The following is a 16,664-nucleotide window of genomic DNA, read 5'->3' as shown; positions in this document are numbered from 1 at the left end:
AAACACTCCTTATTTTAATTTTTAATTATCTGCTTATGCTAGCGGCCGCTTAACATTGCGCCAATTAATATTGGCAGCTAGTAACATTTCCCGTAATGACAAAACCCGTGGCGTGCTACGCTTTGAAAACTGCCACTGGTGGCCACAACACGCCGCTGCAAGGCTCGTTTTACTAGGTTTAAGCAATTGCGCACTTTGTTGCTCAAGTCCTTGGCCTAAAAAATCAAACCAGCCAAGTTCATTACAATGCAGTTGCGTATCAGCTACTTGATCAATGCTATCTATTCTAACCCGAATTTGACCGTGACTTTGTAATAATACCGGAATTATTAGCCCTACTTTGGCATGCGCTTGATAAAAAAGTTCATTCGCTGAAGGATTAGCCTCTGGCGGTGTTGGTTTTTGTTTTTCAAGCCAGCCTCCATTTTGCGCATCAAGCGTAAAAGGCAATGGTGCATTAGCTACACGTGTTGCGGCACGTTCAATATAATAAGGCAGGCTTTTTAATTGCCTGCGTAAACGGTCACCATTAGGTTCAGCCACTAAGCGCTGTACTTCACGCTGATAAAAAGCATTGCATAATTGTGCGTAAAGCACTTTTTGTGCATCAGTTTGCCACATTTCAACTTGCTGGCTTGTGTTAAACTGCTTATTTTTAGCAACCAATCGCTGTACTCAAAAAAACATTTTAATACTGTTTTATAACACAGTAATGCACAGTTTTTAAGCACTTGTAGTAATTTAAGCGCTTGGCTTTTCACCTAATTTTGCAATACCTGATTCTAAAAATTGCACCATAGTGCTGCGCTTTTTACCTATTAATAAGCTGCCATCAGCCAAAAACATAAAGTTTTGCCAGTTACGTTTAAACACATCAAATGTCGTTTCGATAATATTGTCGCGTGCCATGCAAAAATACACTGTGGTATTAGCCTGCCAATCTAAGTGGTTCAAAATAGCATCTGGAAATTGGGGTTCTTCGCTTTCCCACGCATCTTCCCAATTAATTTCTTGGCTAAAGTTTTGCTCTTGCGCGCACCAATCGGTTTTATCAAAAAAGTCTGGATGATCATGTTCACGACTCACCATGGTTGTCCACAGTACGGCGGCACGCTCGCTGGTCATGGGTTTAATATTGGCTGCATCAATATCTGAAACCGGAATATCTTTGTGGCGAAATACCCAGGCTTTTTTGTAATCATCAAGAGAAATATAATTCATAGTATTGCTGTATTCTTTGGCATAATAAAAAGCGAAGGCAAATTATACAAGATAACAGACTATGACTACAGCACTAAAACTGGGTTTATATCAACACTACAAAGGCCCACAATATAGAGTTATGCATGTGGCGACTCACAGCGAAACCAACGAGCAATTGGTTATTTACCAAGCCTTATACGGTGAATACGGCATATGGGCACGCCCACTAAGTATGTTTACTGAAACCGTAGAAAAAGACGGTAAAACTATCGCCCGTTTTGCCTACCTTGGTGAAGCCGATTAACTATGGCATTATAACGCATAATAATTACTGCTCAGACCAGATAAAGGATAACCCGTGCAATTTAATTCTACTGATAATTACATCGCAAGCTCAGCATTAAAACAGGCAGTAAACGCCGCTATTATGCTGCAAAAACCGCTTTTAATTAAAGGCGAGCCTGGCACAGGTAAAACCATGCTGGCCGAAGAGTTAGCGAAAAGTTTAGATACTGAGCTTATTCAGTGGCATATAAAATCAACCACTAAAGCGCAGCAAGGTTTGTACGAGTACGATGCGGTATCGCGTTTGCGCGACAGCCAGCTAGGTGATGAGCGCGTTCACAATATTAGCAACTACATAGTTAAAGGTAAGCTGTGGCAAGCCTTCATGTACGCTGAATTAAACGGCAAACGCCCAGTACTCCTTATTGACGAAATAGACAAAGCCGATATTGAGTTTCCAAACGATTTACTACTCGAACTCGATAAAATGGAATTTCATGTATACGAAACCGGTGAGCGCATTGTGGCTAAAGAGCGCCCTATTGTGATCATCACATCAAACAATGAAAAAGAGCTGCCTGATGCGTTTTTACGTCGCTGTTTTTTCCATTATATTGATTTTCCAAATAGCGACGAAATGCAGCAAATTATTGATGTGCACTACCCGCATGTTAAACAAGATTTAGTTCGCCAAGCGCTAGAAGTATTTTTTAACTTACGTGAAGCCAACGGCCTTAAAAAGAAGCCATCTACCAGCGAATTACTGGATTGGTTAAAACTATTAATGGCTGAAGATATAGACGCAAAAACCCTGCACGACAAAGCGCAAAAAGGCGGTTTAATGCCGATGTTTGGTGCGCTGCTTAAAAACGAGCAAGACATAAGCCTAATCGAAAAACTTGCGTTTATGAGCCGTCGCTAACATGTTGGTACAGTTTTTCTTCAAATTACGAGAATACCGCTTACCAGTGAGCCTAAGAGAGCTACTCGATTTAATTAACGCTTTAAAACAAGGCGTTATATTTGCTGATGTAGACGCGTTTTATCATTTAGCGCGCACTATTATGGTAAAAGACGAAACCCATTTTGACCGGTTCGATAAAGCCTTTAGCGATTACTTTAGCGGTATTGCCGACTTAGACCTACTCGAGAGCTTAAAACAGCAACACAACTTACCTGAAGATTGGTTGCGTAAAGAGTTTGAAAAGCACCTAAGCGATGAAGAAAAAGCCCAACTAAAAGCCATGGGCGGGCTAGACGAGCTAATGAAAACCCTAAAAGAGCGTTTAGAAGAACAGCAAAAACGCCACGCAGGCGGCAATAAATGGGTCGGCACTGGCGGTACCTCGCCTTTTGGTGCGTATGGTTATAACCCTGAGGGTGTGCGTATTGGTCAAGACGGCAACAGCAATCGCCAAGCTGTAAAAGTGTGGGATAAGCGTGAATACCGTAATCTCGATTCTGACCGCGAAATTGGTTCACGTACCATAAAGCTGGCACTTAAAAAACTACGCAAATTTGCTCGTACTGGCGCAAGCGACACCCTTGATTTAAACGAGACTATTCGCGCGACCGCCAAGCAAGGCGGCATGCTCGATGTAAAAATGGCACCCGAGCGCCACAATGCGGTAAAAGTATTGATGCTGTTTGATATTGGCGGTTCAATGGACGACTACATTCATACCTGTGAAGAGTTATTTAGCGCCGCCCACAGCGAATTTAAACACTTAGAATTTTACTACTTTCATAACTGCTTATACGAGCACGTGTGGCAAGATAACCAACGCCGCCACTCAAACGTTATTGACACCATGACGCTGATCAACAAGTTTACCAGCGACTACAAAGTAATATTTGTTGGCGATGCCACTATGGGCCCGTATGAAATTGCCTATCCTGGCGGCTCAGTAGAGCATTGGAATGAAGAACCCGGCAGTGCATGGTTAAACCGAATCACCAATCACTTTGATAAAGTCGCGTGGCTCAACCCACAACCGGTTGAACACTGGCCGTACTATCAATCAATTGATTTTATAAAGCAGCTAATGAACAACCGCATGTACCCGCTGAGCTTGGATGGGATAAGTAGCGCTATAAAAGAGCTGAGTTAAAATGAGTAATAGGAATACATTAAAATTAGTTTTGTTTGCATCACTTATTATAAATATGGTTTTTATTTCTATCTTTATAAGTGACTCTAAAAAAAATGAAAGCATTTATTTATTAGCAAGTAATGTTGAAGCTAAATGTTTGAATGATTGGAAATCACAAGACTCAAGAGTGCCTTTTATTACCTCTCATCAAATTCTAGGACCAGATCCTTTTGCTGAATATAACCTTTTAGAGCTGGGAGGTTATGATCAGTCAACATCTTTCACATACGAATTCTCAGCATGTTTTAAAGATAAATTTTCTACAGTAAGAACAATTGCAGAGATGAAATATGCTATTGATTTCATTGGTAAGCAATCAAAAAATGTTGGATTTTATAAATTGCCAAATTCTGATGAAATTATTGTTTACTCAAATGAGTAACAATCAGCCTAGATTCGTTTAACTCACAACTCGTTGAACATTAACCGCATTATCAATTAATTTTATAAAGCAGCTAATGAACAATCACATGTACCCACTTAGTTTAAATGGGATAAGTAAAGCGAAAAAAGAACTTAGTTAATGCATTTTAAGTAGTTCATGCACCATATTTTTGATGGTATTCACTGAGCATGAATTCTAATTGCTTCTCGAAGACTTCAATGGATGGTTTTTTTCCACTTAACCGCTGCTGCTTTAGCCATTCAAGTAATTCAATCCTTACTAAATAACCGTATTCAATGCAGTAACTTGGATCTGAAAGCCAAATTTCAGGAGCTCCTAGTGAAGCTCCTGAATACCAGTGACAAATGGAATAGCCTTCACTTTCAAGCTTATCACTAAGTTGCCAGCTGTAAATCCACCAGGTAATCAGAAATAGAGGGAAGCATCCTATAATAACAAATAGCCCCCTTCGCATCGATTTTTCTGATATATCACCATGCATTCTTTGATAAATCCCGTAGATGAGTACAAAAAAAGCGGGCATCATAACTATCAAAGGAATTACTACAGGTTTAATTTTTAACGAAATTACATTTTCAGCAATAAGACTTAATGTGCTAATTTCTAATTTAAAACTGTAGGCATAGAGAGTAATGATTAAACATAAAACTCCTATAGAAAGCCACCCTTTTTTAGGGTTGGCAGGTGGGAGTTGATTAGCCGAGCTTGCCATTTTAGTACCGTCTTCCTGAGTAAGGAATACCAAATAAGCGGTGTATAAACTCAATTGGATTGTTATCGTACATTCACTCAGCCCTATCTAACTCATATTTTAACTAATTAGGATAAACATCATAATTTTTGACCGTCTTATCTTCGCTCGCTAAAGCCTATCGGGGTCTACAACAGTCGACATCTATGCAGAGGTTGTTTGATTTGTGCCTTTCACCTCGAACCTCGAATATAAAATTACATCAACTTCCAAACCACAAACGCCATAGCAAAACCAACCAAGTACACCAAGCCTAACCAGGTTAAGCCACGCAAAAATAGACTGTGTTTAATCGCAGGCTCTGAGCGAACTAGGCTGAAGTTAAGCCATGCAAAAACCGGTGTGGTTACAAACGCAAGCGTCATGGCAAAGGTAAGCATGGGCCCAAGAGCTGATTTAAAAAATAAGATCACCGCCATACCGGCCAATGCTTGTAATATAAGCCACGTATTTAAGCTGTGTTTTGATTGCTTAAAACCAAGAAGTTTATGCGATTCGTTAAGTGTGCGGGCGTAACCGTCAAGCACGGTGAGTGTGGTGCCAAACATACACAAAAACGCGATGGCAGATACCAAAGGCCTTGCCCACTCGCCAATAGTAAGTGCATACATATCAATCAGCTGTTTAGCAAAGGCTACACCGCCAAGCTCTATATTACTGCTTTGCCCATATTGCACTAACGCACCTAAACTAAAAAATACCAGCGCAAGCCCGGCGGTTAACCAATAACCTACATTAAAGTCGAATAAGCCTTGGCTTTTAGTCACACTTTGCTGAGCTTGTTTTTCTTTAAGCCACAACGAGCTCAGAGCCGAAATTTCAATAGGCGCTGGCATCCAGCCCATTAAGGCAACCATAAAGCCTAACATGGCAAGTTCATATGGTGAGGGGCCAACATAGTTTACAGGAGCTACAGGGCCGTTATTTATAGCAATAACTAATGCGGTTATGGTTGCTATAGTAAGTAGCCCCATAATAGCTTTTGCAACGTTATCGAGCGCTTTAAAGTGCCCTAGTAATAATATAATTAAACACGCAGCCAATATTAACCAGCACAATAAGGTAACAGGAATACTAATAGGTAATGCGTAGTGTAATAAGCTCGCAGTAAGCAACAATACGCCCGCGGTATTTACCACAGCGGCAATAATATTGAGGGCAATAAAACTGTAAAAATAGCCAGGCCCTTGGCTTTTATACCCTTCGACTAAACTATTTTTAGTAGCGAGTGTGTACTCCATACCAAAACGAAAAAACGGGTACTTTAAAACGTTAACCACCACAATAAGCCAAAATAGCTGCCAGCCAAATAATGCGCCAGCTTGGGTCGATGCAACTAAGTGTGAGCCACCAATGGCAGCGGTGGCCATTAAAATACCTGGGCCGAGCGCCCCTAACCTAGACTTCCATGTGCTTTGTGTGTACTGCATTAACTTCTCAAATTTGGTGTGTTATGTGCTTTTATTATTAATTTTTATCATTAATAAACTGTGTGAATGCATAACTTACCTAATTTACAGGCAATAAAAAAGAGCCCTTAGGCTCTTTTTAAAAATAACACATTGTTAGTTATTAATTTAAATCCATCTCTTGGATGATTTCGTGTGCTATTTCTGGTGTGGTACTTACAGGCTTTTCATGTAAGTTCGCTTTTATTTGCCCTTTACGATGCTTTAGTGCGGCATCGAGTTTTTTAGCTGCGCTAGAAATGGCTGGGTACATAACCTCGTTTTCCCCTTTAACTGATATTCGCGCACCTTCATAATTTGTACTAATTTCTGCTTGGAACTTATGATGCTCTTTTGAAAGAATAATGTCGAGCGCTATCAATGATGGAAAATGACTCTCAATTTTAGAAAACTTTTCGTTAATGTGTTCTTTAATAGAATCAGTAACGTCAACATGGTGACCAGAAAGATTAATTTTCATAGGGTATCCTTTTTTATGTTACCTCACAGTTAGTATTGGGGGCTAAACGAATTAACACAAGAGAAAATAGCTAAATTTAGCAATTATTTATTACCCCACCTGATTTAGATCATTCATTTAGCATTAAGTATGCAAAAAGCCGCGTGATAGCGGCCTTTCAGAGGTGCTGATAATTTAACCATTCATGTAATTAATCTGTGTATGAACAGCAATAATCAGCAAAATCACTTACTTTTACATGGAAGCTGACATTAGCATCAACATTAAATGACTCACCCGCATTAAATGTTTTCCACTCGCTTTCACCTGGTAATAACACATCCCACTGCCCTGCAAGTAATTCCATGCACTCTTTTTGGTTGGTATTAAACTCAAATTCACCGGGTTGCATAAAACCCAAGGTTTTCGCTTCACCATTTCCTAAAAGCACAGTTCGGCTTGATACTTTGCCATCAAAATATACATTGGCTTTTTTAACCACACTAACGTTATCGAACTTTGGCATGTTAACTCCTGTTATTAATTTATAATTTTGCTACCTCCACAGTGCCTGATACACAAAAACCTTGCAAGTTAAGTGCTGTGAAAATTACTCATTTAGAAGCCAAAAGATTAAAAATGAACGACTTTATAGAGAGATATGCCGAGCAACGGGCTGCGAGTTTCGAACAGAATTTTTAGTGATTTATAGGGAAAGAGAACTAAAAGACGCTGCGCTTTAGAGAAGTGATAAAAGTACAACTCATAAAAAAGCCATAAAAACGCTTCGATTACGTTAAACACTCTTAGAATTATCTGCAATCAAATTATCGTGATCTGGGGGTAAATCACTCAACTTAATTGATTCCATAATTCGCTGCTGTGATTCAAGTGCATGCTTAGCCCATTTTTTATGCTTATCTGAGCGGTCAACACGATGATTAAATTCAACCTCTAAAAATGCATGCTCACTTAATGGTAAACAATAAAAGTCTTGACGAGAACGCTTATTACTTTTCTTTATTTGATAAAACACCCATTGGCGATCATTAATAATTACTCCTTTAGCTGCCGGCAGTGGCGGATAACCATAAGATTCAACGCGCCCTAAAATTTCCTTTTTCAGTGCTTCGCCTTCCCATGGGTTTGCTCTTTTATTCGACTCTAGCTTAGTATCATTTTGAAGCTTAGTGTTATAACCATCTGACCCCCAATGATAATTATCATACTCATCAATTACAAAGCGTCTTAATTGCATAGTATCAAGAACATTGATTTTATTAGTTTGCTTAATTCTTAGTTGGCAACTAAACATGCCATACTCACTGCTTAGTAAATAACTTACTGGAGGCAAATACATCCAGTTTTCAGTGAGCATATGCACGTATTCATGGTGTAAATAGTTTTTTTTATGTTGGTTAAACCAGCTGGTTGAATTATAAGGAAACGAGACATCAATGGTAGACGGCACTGCTGAGACGTTGCTATCAGGCACATCGAGTGTTATCAGCTTGTCTTCTAGAATAAGACGGTGGTGGGTGCAATTTTCAAAATTAGGGCCTCCTACAAAACCACGGTAAAAAGCTTTGGTTAATTTGATCATAATCGCGCATCCGTAGGCGGTAGAGTTTTAATAAACTTTCTTACTATATCGGCCTTATCGTTATAGCCCAGCATTTGCAGTTGGTCTGCATAGGTGATTAGGCCTAAAAATGGCAAAGTGTGTGGGCTTGCACAAGCATCATCACCTGTAACTAAGCCTTTAAATTTCATCGAACGGACAAGACTGCTTGATGATAAGTCATTACGCCCCGCTAAGTTAGGCACTAAGTCATAGGGGTTATTACGCACTGAGACTACTTTTAAGCCCGTACTGTTAGCAATGCGTTTTAAACGTTCGACATTTGAGCCTGAGCCATGCACCGCGAGTTGCTGACCTGTAAGTGGCTTACCATAGTGAATGCGATAATGTTCTAGCGCGGCGCAAAAAATGATTGCCCCTTGGCTGTGCGCCAGCCATTTCACCTGCTTTCCTTGCTGATTATTTTGTGCCAGCACGGCCGCTAAATGCTGGGCATTATGGGATTTTGTACCTAAGCGCTTATCAAATACGCACTCCACTAAATCGAGCTTTGCTCGATCTGTGGGGTTATGAAACAAGGTATAAGCTTTTATGCCGTCTCCCTCATAGGCTCTATCAAGATGAGTACCCATTAACCATGTAGCTTTGGTAAGCTCATTTTGCATACCATTGACTGCTGCGTGCTGTGTATTGACTCGCGTAACCGGAATAGGATCAGCTTTCCATGCTCCTTGTATTTCTCTTATTTCTTCTTTGCTTATTGCTTTTTCATAGGTGTGATTACTAAGCCTTTGGACTTCATAAAGCATCGTACGCTCTGCAGCAAAATTATCTTTAGATCCCTGTAATTGCCTGTCGAAAAGTATATCTTCCAAATTGATAGAATTATTTTTAAGTGAGTATTCTATCAAAAAATGGTAATTACGGAACGGGTACTTTGTTCGCCACAAACGGCGCAGCGGGTTACGGCTATGCTTAATTGAGTTTGTGGCATTAGGGTTCGCGCATATTTGAATGATATCGGCACTGACCATTTTTAAATCATAGTCATTGAGCTGCGATAGCATAGCGAGAGCTTGGCAAGTAAATTTAACTTTATTAAATGGAAAATTAACGGGGAGATTAACACCAAAATCACGACAACTTAGCGCGTCAAGAGGGATTACAGAATGGGCATTGATAGTTTTATTGAGTTTTGACCAAGACATATTTCTTCCTTGTAAATGAGTCTGTGCCCGAAATGATACTGCAAACTAATTTTTAGAGCAAAAATAATTTTATGCTGTAATTACCTTTATTTGGACGTTTACCAGCCTTAGTATACGCTTAAAGCGAATGAATTAGGCTCTAAACGCCTTTGAAGTCATAGCCAATCATCATTTATGGTAACAGCTTTGATTGTTTTAACGCCGCCTAAAGCACGACTTTCACTACAACTTTTTATTAATAACTAGTGCTAAAACCTCCCCCCATTGTAAATTTACCTGTGAGTTAAACTGGCAGCTAACAGCTTAAATCTGTCAGCTCTGAAATAAAAAAAGCCCGCCCTGCTATACACAGGACGGGCTTTTAAATGTTAAAGCAGTCGCTTAAAACAATGCGTTTGCTTTGTTAACGATGTTTTCTACGGTGAAGCCGAAGAACTCAAACAGCTCGTTAGCTGGTGCCGACTCACCAAAGGTGGTCATACCGACTACGGCGCCATTTAAACCTACGTACTTGTACCAGTAATCAGCAATACCCGCTTCAATCGCTACGCGACGTGAAACGCTTGCTGGTAATACGCTTTCTTTGTACTCAGGCGATTGATCTTCAAACGCATCAGTACACGGCATAGATACAACACGTACCTTTTTACCCTGCGCACGTAGCTCTTTCGCAGAGTCTTGCGCTAGTTGTACTTCAGAGCCGGTAGCAATAAGAATAAGCTCTGGGTTGCCGTCACAACTTAGGATGTAACCACCCTTTTTAACGTCGCTTAATTGCTGTGCATCACGTGCTTGTTGCTCTAAGCCTTGGCGAGTAAAGATTAATGATGTAGGACCGTCTTTACGTTCAATAGCTTGTTGCCATGCAATTGCCGACTCAACTTGGTCACATGGGCGCCAGTTGTAAAGGTTAGGCGTTAAACGCATGCTGGCAATTTGCTCTACTGGTTGGTGAGTAGGACCATCTTCACCTAAACCAATTGAATCGTGCGTGTATACAAAAATGCTTGGTTGCTTCATTAATGCAGCCATACGAACCGCGTTGCGTGCGTATTCCATAAACATTAAGAACGTTGCACCGTAAGGGATAAAGCCTTTATGAAGTGCAATACCATTCATAATTGCCGACATACCAAACTCACGCACACCGTAGTAAACGTAGTTACCACTTGCATCGTCTGCCGTTAAGCCTTTAGAGCCATCCCAAATTGTTAAGTTTGAACCTGCTAAATCAGCAGAGCCACCCATAAACTCAGGTAGTAACGGACCAAATGCGTTTAATGCATTTTGCGATGCTTTACGTGATGCTGGATTTGCTGGGTTTGCTTGTAACTGCTCAATATACGCTTGTGACTTTTCAGCCCAATCAGCGGGTAAATCTGAATTTGTACGGCGTTTGTATTCAGCAGCGAGCTCTGGGAATGCTTGCTCGTAGGCAGCAAATTTTTCATCCCAGCTTGCTTCAAGCTGTTGGCCTTTTTCTTTGTTATCCCACTGTGCGTAAATGTCAGCAGGGATTTCAAATGCATCACCCGTCCAACCTAAAAACTCGCGAGATGCTTTAATTTCGTCATCACCTAATGGCGCACCATGACAGTCGTGGCTACCTGATTTATTAGGTGAGCCATATCCAATTACTGTTTTACAACAAATTAGCGTTGGTTTGTCGGTCACGCTTTTGGCTTCGCTAATTGCAGCACTTACAGCATCGCTATCGTGGCCATCAACGTCGCTAATTACATGCCAGCCGTATGCTTTAAAACGTGCTGGTGTGTCATCGCTAAACCAGCCTTCAACTTCACCGTCGATTGAAATGCCGTTGTCATCCCAAAATGCCACTAACTTGCCTAGGCCTAATGTGCCAGCAAGCGAACAGGCTTCATGAGAAATACCTTCCATTAAACAACCATCACCCATAAATGCGTAAGTGTGGTGATCAACAATGTCATGGCCTTCACGGTTAAATTGAGCGGCTAATGCTTTTTCAGCAATTGCCATACCTACGGCATTTGTGATCCCTTGACCTAATGGACCCGTAGTGGTCTCAATTCCTGGCGCGTATCCATATTCTGGGTGGCCTGGTGTTTTAGAGTGCATTTGGCGGAAGTTTTTAATTTCGTCCAGTGGTAAATCATAACCACTTAAATGCAATAGAGAATAAATTAGCATTGAACCGTGACCATTTGAGAGTATAAATCGATCTCGGTCAGCCCACTCTGGATTTGTTGGGTTATGTTTTAGATAATCGCGCCATAATACTTCTGCGATATCAGCCATGCCCATAGGGGCTCCAGGGTGACCAGATTTGGCCTTTTGTACTGCGTCCATTGACAAGACGCGAATAGCATTTGCAAGTTCTTTGCGAGATGGCATGAATTCTCCTACCTTTATATGTATTTGCGCGGGTATTTATATACCTCCATTCTTACTTATTGTAGGGGCTGTGTGCAATTAAAAACCCATAAAAATAGGACATTATGAATATTTTTTAAGAACCTTTTACTATTATATATTTTATTTAGACGTCTAGGCGTAAAAAAACTATGCAAGTTCGCTTGTTTTAGATAAAATACGCGCCTTAATTTTTTAGCGCTAATACCGACGTTTGTGAAGCGCAATATTTGTGAGCATAATTACAATGGCAAAACATTTATTTACTTCTGAATCTGTTTCTGAAGGTCATCCGGATAAAATCGCCGATCAAATTTCTGATGCGGTACTTGATGCTATCCTAGAGCAAGACTCTCATGCCCGTGTAGCGTGTGAAACTTACGTTAAAACCGGTATGGTTATGGTTGGTGGTGAAATCACTACTAGCGCATGGGTTGATATCGAAGAAATTACACGTAAAACAGTACGTGAAATTGGTTACACACACTCAGATATGGGCTTTGATGCCGATTCGTGTGCAATTTTAAACACGATTGGTAAACAGTCTCCAGACATCAATCAAGGTGTTGACCGTACAAGCCCTGAAGAACAAGGCGCTGGCGACCAAGGCTTAATGTTTGGTTACGCATGTAACGAAACTGAAGTATTAATGCCTGCTCCAATTACTTATTCTCACCGTTTAGTACAGCGTCAAGCAGAGGTTCGTAAAAGCGGCGAGCTTAACTGGTTACGTCCAGATGCAAAATCACAAGTTACATTTGCATACGAAAATGGCAAGCCAGTAGGTATTGATGCTGTTGTACTTTCTACTCAGCACAGCGAAGATGTATCGCAAAATGACTTAGTAGAAGCGGTAATGGAAACAATTATTAAGCCAGTACTTCCTGCTGAGCTTATTACTAGCGCAACCAAATTTTTCATTAACCCAACAGGTCGTTTTGTTATTGGTGGCCCAATGGGTGACTGTGGTTTAACTGGTCGTAAAATCATTGTAGATACATACGGTGGTATGGCCCGTCACGGTGGTGGTGCTTTCTCTGGTAAAGATCCATCAAAAGTTGACCGCTCAGCGGCTTATGCTGCACGTTACGTTGCTAAAAACATTGTTGCTGCAGGCCTTGCTGATAAGTGTGAACTTCAAGTGTCTTACGCTATTGGTGTTGCAGAGCCTACTTCTATCAGTGTTGAAACATTTGGCACAGGCAAATTAGAAGAAGCGCGTTTAATTGAACTTATTCGTGAACACTTTGACTTACGCCCTTACGGTCTAATTCAAATGCTTGACCTTGAGCGCCCTATTTATCTTCCAACAGCGGCTTACGGCCACTTTGGTCGTGACGAATTCCCATGGGAACGCACAGATAAAGCAGACGCACTTCGTGCAGCAGCTGGGCTATAAGCCACTTAGCTAATATTTAAACGGCCCTTTTTAGGGCCGTTTTGCTATGTGTACTAAGTTAGTCGTAAAACAGTCTCGAACTGTTTTACATTTTAGGTATATACTCTGCTTATACAATAAAGCGTATTAGGGATAAAAAATGGCCGACAATTTTCGTGTTATATTTGTAGGACTTGCAGAAGGCGCAGACAGCCAAGCAGTGACCACTGCACTGACAGAAAAGCTGAAAACCTCGCCAGAAAAAGTGGCTGCTTTTTTTGATGGCAAACCGTTATTTGCCCCTTGCCCCAAAGATAAAGCACTCAAGCAAGCTAAGTTACTTTCAACGCTGGGGATTAAAAGCAAACTTCAGCAAGCTGCGGCTACACAAACGGCACCTCAAACAGCTTACGACAGCCAGCGAGATCAGCGCTTATTTGACGCCCTAGATTACATTACCAGTAGCCTAATTCGCCTTGAAGAAAAACTAGAAGATATTGAGCAACGCCTCCCTGAAGTTGAATTATCATTACCTGATGAAAATAATGAAGTATGGGAAGATGACGATTTAATGCTTGATGAGCCTCTCTCTACTGAGCCCAAAAAACGCGGCAACCTTGTTTTATATTCGCTGATTTCTACAGCCGTAATATTGCTTATTGTACTTGCTATGTACTTATTATTTCCTAATTTATTCTCTTTTTAATTACGGTTAAGTTATTTAATGAGTAATAATCGCGCACAAATAAGACACGATATTCGTAAAGCACGTAATAACCTATCAAAAAACCAGCAAGAATTAGCCGCCGAATCGCTTAAAGTGAATTTTATTCAACACTTAAAAAGCATAAATTCGGCCAAAAAAAGTCATATCGCGCTTTATTTAAGTAATGATGGCGAATTAGATACCTCATTGTTAATTAATGAATTATGGAACACTGACCAGGCTATTTACTTGCCCGTAATTCATCCATTTAATGGGGCTAATTTACTATTTCAACGCTATGAAAAAAACTCACCCATGAGAGCAAATCGCTATGGTATCTTGGAGCCTAAGTTGAACTGCTCTCAAATATGCCCCTTACCTGAGCTTGATTACGTTCTAATGCCATTAGTGGCATTTGATAAATTTGGTAATCGCCTTGGAATGGGAGGTGGGTTTTACGATAGAACATTGGCACGTTTATACGAACAACACTGGCAACAACCGCAACTTATTGGCCTCGCACATGCGTGCCAACAAGTCGATGAGTTACCGATTGAATCGTGGGATGTACCACTAAAAACGATCATAACACCCGATAAAACCTACTGTTGGTAACAACTAATCTTGTAAACTAACAGCCTATTTTGACACCAATGAGCAGACAACAATGACACAAGATGAATTAAAAAAAGCAGCTGCGTGGGCTGCACTCGAGTTTGTAAAAGAAAACACCATAGTAGGTGTAGGTACAGGCTCAACCGTTAATCACTTTATTGATGCCCTAGGCACAGTTAAAGACACCATCGTTGGCGCAGTATCAAGTTCAGAAGCATCTACAGCGCGCTTAAAAGAGCTTGGCATAGAAGTGTTTGAGCTTAACGATGTAGCAGCACTTGATGTATACGTTGATGGCGCAGATGAAATTAACGCCTTAAATGAAATGATCAAAGGCGGCGGTGCGGCGCTTACCCGCGAAAAAATAGTGGCAGCAGTAGCAAAACAGTTTGTATGCATTGTTGATGATACAAAACTAGTCGATACCTTAGGAGACTTCCCACTGCCGGTTGAAGTTATTCCGATGGCGCGCAGCTATGTTGCCCGCGAATTATTAAAACTTGGCGGTGACCCTGTGTATCGCCACGGTGTTGTAACCGATAACGGCAACGTTATTTTAGACGTACATAATTTAAAAATTACCCATGCTAAACAGCTTGAAACACAAATAAATCAAATTGTTGGCGTAGTCACCAACGGCCTATTTGCAGAGCGCGGTGCTGATAAAGTAATTATCGGCACTAAAAATGGGCCACAAATTAAATAGGATATGGTTATGAGTAAGGTATCGTTAGCAAAAGACAAAATTAAAATTCTCTTGCTTGAAGGTGTTCACCAAAGCGCTGTTGAAACGCTAAAACGTAACGGTTATAGCAATATCGACTACGTTAAAACATCGTTGCCAGAGGACGAACTTATAGAGCGCATTAAAGATGTGCACTTTGTAGGGCTTCGTTCTCGTACTCATATTAACGAATCTGTATTAAACGCAGCTGAAAAGCTAGTTGCTGTAGGTTGTTTTTGTATTGGCACAAACCAAGTAGATTTAAACGCAGCGCGTGAGCGCGGTATTGCGGTATTTAATGCACCGTTTTCAAATACTCGCTCTGTGGCTGAGCTTGTACTTGGTGAAATATTGCTGTTATTACGTGGTATTCCACAGCGTAATGCCGCTGCCCATCGTGGCGGCTGGTTAAAAACAGCTAATGGCTCGTTTGAAGCTCGCGGCAAAACCTTAGGTATTATTGGTTACGGCCACATTGGTACTCAGCTGGGTATTATGGCTGAAAATATTGGTATGAACGTGGAGTATTACGACATTGAAGACAAACTATCTTTAGGTAATGCTACACAAGTACATAACTTAACGCAGCTGTTGCAACGCGCTGATATTATTAGTTTACATGTTCCAGAGACACCGCAAACTAAAAACTTGATTGGAACAGCAGAGCTTGCCGTGATGAAGCAAGGCGCTATTTTAATTAATGCTTCTCGCGGTACTGTGGTTGACATTGACGCCCTAGCTGAAGCACTAACAGAGAAGAAGCTTAGCGGTGCAGCCATTGATGTATTCCCAGTTGAGCCTAAATCAAACGATGAAGAGTTTATTTCGCCACTACGTGAATTCGACAACGTTATTTTAACGCCGCACATTGGGGGCTCAACTCAAGAAGCACAAGAGAATATTGGTATCGAAGTAGCAGGTAAACTAGCTAAGTACTCAGATAATGGCTCAACTATTACAGCAGTTAACTTCCCTGAAGTATCATTACCAGAACTTGCCAACCGTAGTCGCTTGTTACACGTGCACCACAACCGCCCTGGCGTGTTAACGCAAATTAACCAAGCGTTTGCTCAGCATGGTATTAATATTGCCGCACAGTACTTACAAACGGACGAAGCAATTGGTTACGTGGTTATTGACGTAGACACCGTTCAATCTGAAGTAGCACTAAAAGAACTCAGTGCTGTTGAAGGCACAATTAGAGCCCGTATTCTTCACTAAATAATCAGCTATCAGCTATCAGCTATCAGCTATCAGCTATCAGAAAAAAAAAAAAAAAAAAAAAAAAAAAAAAAAAAAAAAAAAAAAAAAAACAAAAAAAAAAAAAAAAAAAAAAAAAAACAAAAACAAAAAA

At 40.6% G+C, this 16,664-nt stretch carries 18 protein-coding genes; 9 read left to right on the top strand and 9 right to left on the bottom strand.

Features of this window, described 5'->3' with window-relative positions; translation table 11 throughout:
* Positions 1-33: 33 nt before the first annotated feature.
* Together CWB78_RS02690 and CWB78_RS02685 are read right to left on the bottom strand one after the other, a co-directional pair.
* Entirely contained in the window at positions 34-666 is a 633-nt protein-coding gene (locus CWB78_RS02690; protein WP_054201789.1) for a hypothetical protein, read from the bottom strand.
* A gap of 75 nt (positions 667-741) precedes the next feature.
* The gene (locus CWB78_RS02685; protein WP_008464232.1) at positions 742-1,221 is read right to left on the bottom strand and encodes a DUF2947 domain-containing protein; all 480 of its coding nucleotides are present in this window, start codon (positions 1,219-1,221) and stop codon (positions 742-744) included.
* A gap of 61 nt (positions 1,222-1,282) precedes the next feature.
* Here CWB78_RS02685 and CWB78_RS02680 point away from each other — a divergent pair, with 61 nt between their 5' ends.
* From CWB78_RS02680 to CWB78_RS02665, 4 genes are read left to right on the top strand one after another with little or no spacing between them, the layout of a single operon-like run.
* Complete coding sequence (locus CWB78_RS02680) at positions 1,283-1,507, top strand: DUF1653 domain-containing protein (protein ID WP_138594108.1); 225 nt, start codon at positions 1,283-1,285, stop codon at positions 1,505-1,507.
* Positions 1,508-1,561: 54 nt separating this feature from the next.
* Positions 1,562-2,410, top strand: a complete 849-nt coding sequence (locus tag CWB78_RS02675; protein ID WP_008464234.1) for an AAA family ATPase — start codon at positions 1,562-1,564, stop codon at positions 2,408-2,410.
* Between the two features lies 1 nt (position 2,411).
* A complete protein-coding gene (locus tag CWB78_RS02670; protein WP_138594106.1) occupies positions 2,412-3,599 on the top strand; it encodes a vWA domain-containing protein in 1,188 nt (395 codons plus the stop codon).
* A gap of 1 nt (position 3,600) precedes the next feature.
* Positions 3,601-4,023 (top strand): hypothetical protein, encoded by a 423-nt coding sequence (locus CWB78_RS02665; RefSeq protein ID WP_075169732.1) that lies wholly within the window; start codon positions 3,601-3,603, stop codon positions 4,021-4,023.
* A gap of 157 nt (positions 4,024-4,180) precedes the next feature.
* Here the strand turns inward: CWB78_RS02665 and CWB78_RS02660 are convergent, their stop codons facing one another.
* The 7 genes from CWB78_RS02660 to tkt form a co-directional block, all read right to left on the bottom strand.
* The gene (locus tag CWB78_RS02660; RefSeq protein WP_138594103.1) at positions 4,181-4,759 is read right to left on the bottom strand and encodes a DUF1240 domain-containing protein; all 579 of its coding nucleotides are present in this window, start codon (positions 4,757-4,759) and stop codon (positions 4,181-4,183) included.
* Positions 4,760-4,995: 236 nt separating this feature from the next.
* On the bottom strand, positions 4,996-6,228 hold the full coding sequence (locus tag CWB78_RS02655; protein ID WP_138594101.1) for an NRAMP family divalent metal transporter: 1,233 nt from the start codon (positions 6,226-6,228) through the stop codon (positions 4,996-4,998).
* A 142-nt stretch (positions 6,229-6,370) separates the two neighbouring features.
* Positions 6,371-6,727, bottom strand: coding sequence for a ribosome hibernation-promoting factor, HPF/YfiA family (hpf, locus tag CWB78_RS02650; RefSeq protein WP_008110321.1), 357 nt, complete (start codon positions 6,725-6,727; stop codon positions 6,371-6,373).
* A gap of 190 nt (positions 6,728-6,917) precedes the next feature.
* Positions 6,918-7,232: a pyrimidine/purine nucleoside phosphorylase gene (gene ppnP / locus CWB78_RS02645; protein ID WP_010387728.1), complete on the bottom strand. Its 315-nt coding sequence runs from the start codon at positions 7,230-7,232 to the stop codon at positions 6,918-6,920.
* A gap of 270 nt (positions 7,233-7,502) precedes the next feature.
* Positions 7,503-8,309, bottom strand: coding sequence for a hypothetical protein (locus CWB78_RS02640; RefSeq protein WP_138594099.1), 807 nt, complete (start codon positions 8,307-8,309; stop codon positions 7,503-7,505).
* Positions 8,306-9,496 carry a hypothetical protein gene (locus CWB78_RS02635; protein WP_138594097.1) on the bottom strand — a complete coding sequence of 397 codons (1,191 nt, stop codon included), beginning with the start codon at positions 9,494-9,496 and terminating at the stop codon, positions 8,306-8,308. The genes CWB78_RS02640 and CWB78_RS02635 overlap by 4 nt, the downstream gene beginning before the upstream one ends.
* A 381-nt stretch (positions 9,497-9,877) precedes the next feature.
* Complete coding sequence (gene tkt, locus CWB78_RS02630; RefSeq protein ID WP_010387727.1) at positions 9,878-11,869, bottom strand: transketolase; 1,992 nt, start codon at positions 11,867-11,869, stop codon at positions 9,878-9,880.
* Between the two features lie 265 nt (positions 11,870-12,134).
* On the opposite strand from tkt, the gene metK reads away from it, so the two are divergent.
* The 5 genes from metK to serA all read left to right on the top strand — a co-directional run bounded on the left by metK (position 12,135) and on the right by serA (position 16,531).
* Positions 12,135-13,286, top strand: a complete 1,152-nt coding sequence (metK, locus tag CWB78_RS02625) for a methionine adenosyltransferase (protein ID WP_008110316.1) — start codon at positions 12,135-12,137, stop codon at positions 13,284-13,286.
* Between the two features lie 139 nt (positions 13,287-13,425).
* A complete protein-coding gene (locus CWB78_RS02620) occupies positions 13,426-13,971 on the top strand; it encodes a hypothetical protein (RefSeq protein ID WP_075169738.1) in 546 nt (181 codons plus the stop codon).
* Positions 13,972-13,989: 18 nt separating this feature from the next.
* Positions 13,990-14,586, top strand: a complete 597-nt coding sequence (locus CWB78_RS02615; RefSeq protein WP_138570863.1) for a 5-formyltetrahydrofolate cyclo-ligase — start codon at positions 13,990-13,992, stop codon at positions 14,584-14,586.
* Positions 14,587-14,638: 52 nt separating this feature from the next.
* Positions 14,639-15,292: a ribose-5-phosphate isomerase RpiA gene (rpiA, locus tag CWB78_RS02610; RefSeq protein WP_008110310.1), complete on the top strand. Its 654-nt coding sequence runs from the start codon at positions 14,639-14,641 to the stop codon at positions 15,290-15,292.
* 9 nt (positions 15,293-15,301) lie between these two features.
* On the top strand, positions 15,302-16,531 hold the full coding sequence (serA, locus tag CWB78_RS02605) for a phosphoglycerate dehydrogenase (RefSeq protein ID WP_010387720.1): 1,230 nt from the start codon (positions 15,302-15,304) through the stop codon (positions 16,529-16,531).
* Positions 16,532-16,664 lie beyond the last annotated feature (133 nt).

Source organism: Pseudoalteromonas sp. S1612 (assembly GCF_005887175.1).
Taxonomy (GTDB): Bacteria; Pseudomonadota; Gammaproteobacteria; order Enterobacterales; family Alteromonadaceae; genus Pseudoalteromonas; species Pseudoalteromonas undina.
The sequence above is the reverse complement of the archived record's forward strand: the minus strand, read 5'-3'. Positions and strand labels throughout refer to the sequence as shown.

What these genes read in the sequence shown, in the direction of transcription:
- CWB78_RS02685 (WP_008464232.1), bottom strand. Translation starts at nt 1,221, where the DNA reads ATGAATTATATTTCTCTTGATGATTACAAAAAAGCCTGGGTATTTCGC.
- CWB78_RS02680 (WP_138594108.1), top strand. Translation starts at nt 1,283, where the DNA reads ATGACTACAGCACTAAAACTGGGTTTATATCAACACTACAAAGGCCCA.
- CWB78_RS02670 (WP_138594106.1), top strand. Translation starts at nt 2,412, where the DNA reads ATGTTGGTACAGTTTTTCTTCAAATTACGAGAATACCGCTTACCAGTG.
- CWB78_RS02665 (WP_075169732.1), top strand. Translation starts at nt 3,601, where the DNA reads ATGAGTAATAGGAATACATTAAAATTAGTTTTGTTTGCATCACTTATT.
- CWB78_RS02660 (WP_138594103.1), bottom strand. Translation starts at nt 4,759, where the DNA reads ATGGCAAGCTCGGCTAATCAACTCCCACCTGCCAACCCTAAAAAAGGG.
- CWB78_RS02655 (WP_138594101.1), bottom strand. Translation starts at nt 6,228, where the DNA reads ATGCAGTACACACAAAGCACATGGAAGTCTAGGTTAGGGGCGCTCGGC.
- hpf (WP_008110321.1), bottom strand. Translation starts at nt 6,727, where the DNA reads ATGAAAATTAATCTTTCTGGTCACCATGTTGACGTTACTGATTCTATT.
- ppnP (WP_010387728.1), bottom strand. Translation starts at nt 7,232, where the DNA reads ATGCCAAAGTTCGATAACGTTAGTGTGGTTAAAAAAGCCAATGTATAT.
- CWB78_RS02640 (WP_138594099.1), bottom strand. Translation starts at nt 8,309, where the DNA reads ATGATCAAATTAACCAAAGCTTTTTACCGTGGTTTTGTAGGAGGCCCT.
- CWB78_RS02635 (WP_138594097.1), bottom strand. Translation starts at nt 9,496, where the DNA reads ATGTCTTGGTCAAAACTCAATAAAACTATCAATGCCCATTCTGTAATC.
- tkt (WP_010387727.1), bottom strand. Translation starts at nt 11,869, where the DNA reads ATGCCATCTCGCAAAGAACTTGCAAATGCTATTCGCGTCTTGTCAATG.
- metK (WP_008110316.1), top strand. Translation starts at nt 12,135, where the DNA reads ATGGCAAAACATTTATTTACTTCTGAATCTGTTTCTGAAGGTCATCCG.
- CWB78_RS02620 (WP_075169738.1), top strand. Translation starts at nt 13,426, where the DNA reads ATGGCCGACAATTTTCGTGTTATATTTGTAGGACTTGCAGAAGGCGCA.
- CWB78_RS02615 (WP_138570863.1), top strand. Translation starts at nt 13,990, where the DNA reads ATGAGTAATAATCGCGCACAAATAAGACACGATATTCGTAAAGCACGT.
- rpiA (WP_008110310.1), top strand. Translation starts at nt 14,639, where the DNA reads ATGACACAAGATGAATTAAAAAAAGCAGCTGCGTGGGCTGCACTCGAG.
- serA (WP_010387720.1), top strand. Translation starts at nt 15,302, where the DNA reads ATGAGTAAGGTATCGTTAGCAAAAGACAAAATTAAAATTCTCTTGCTT.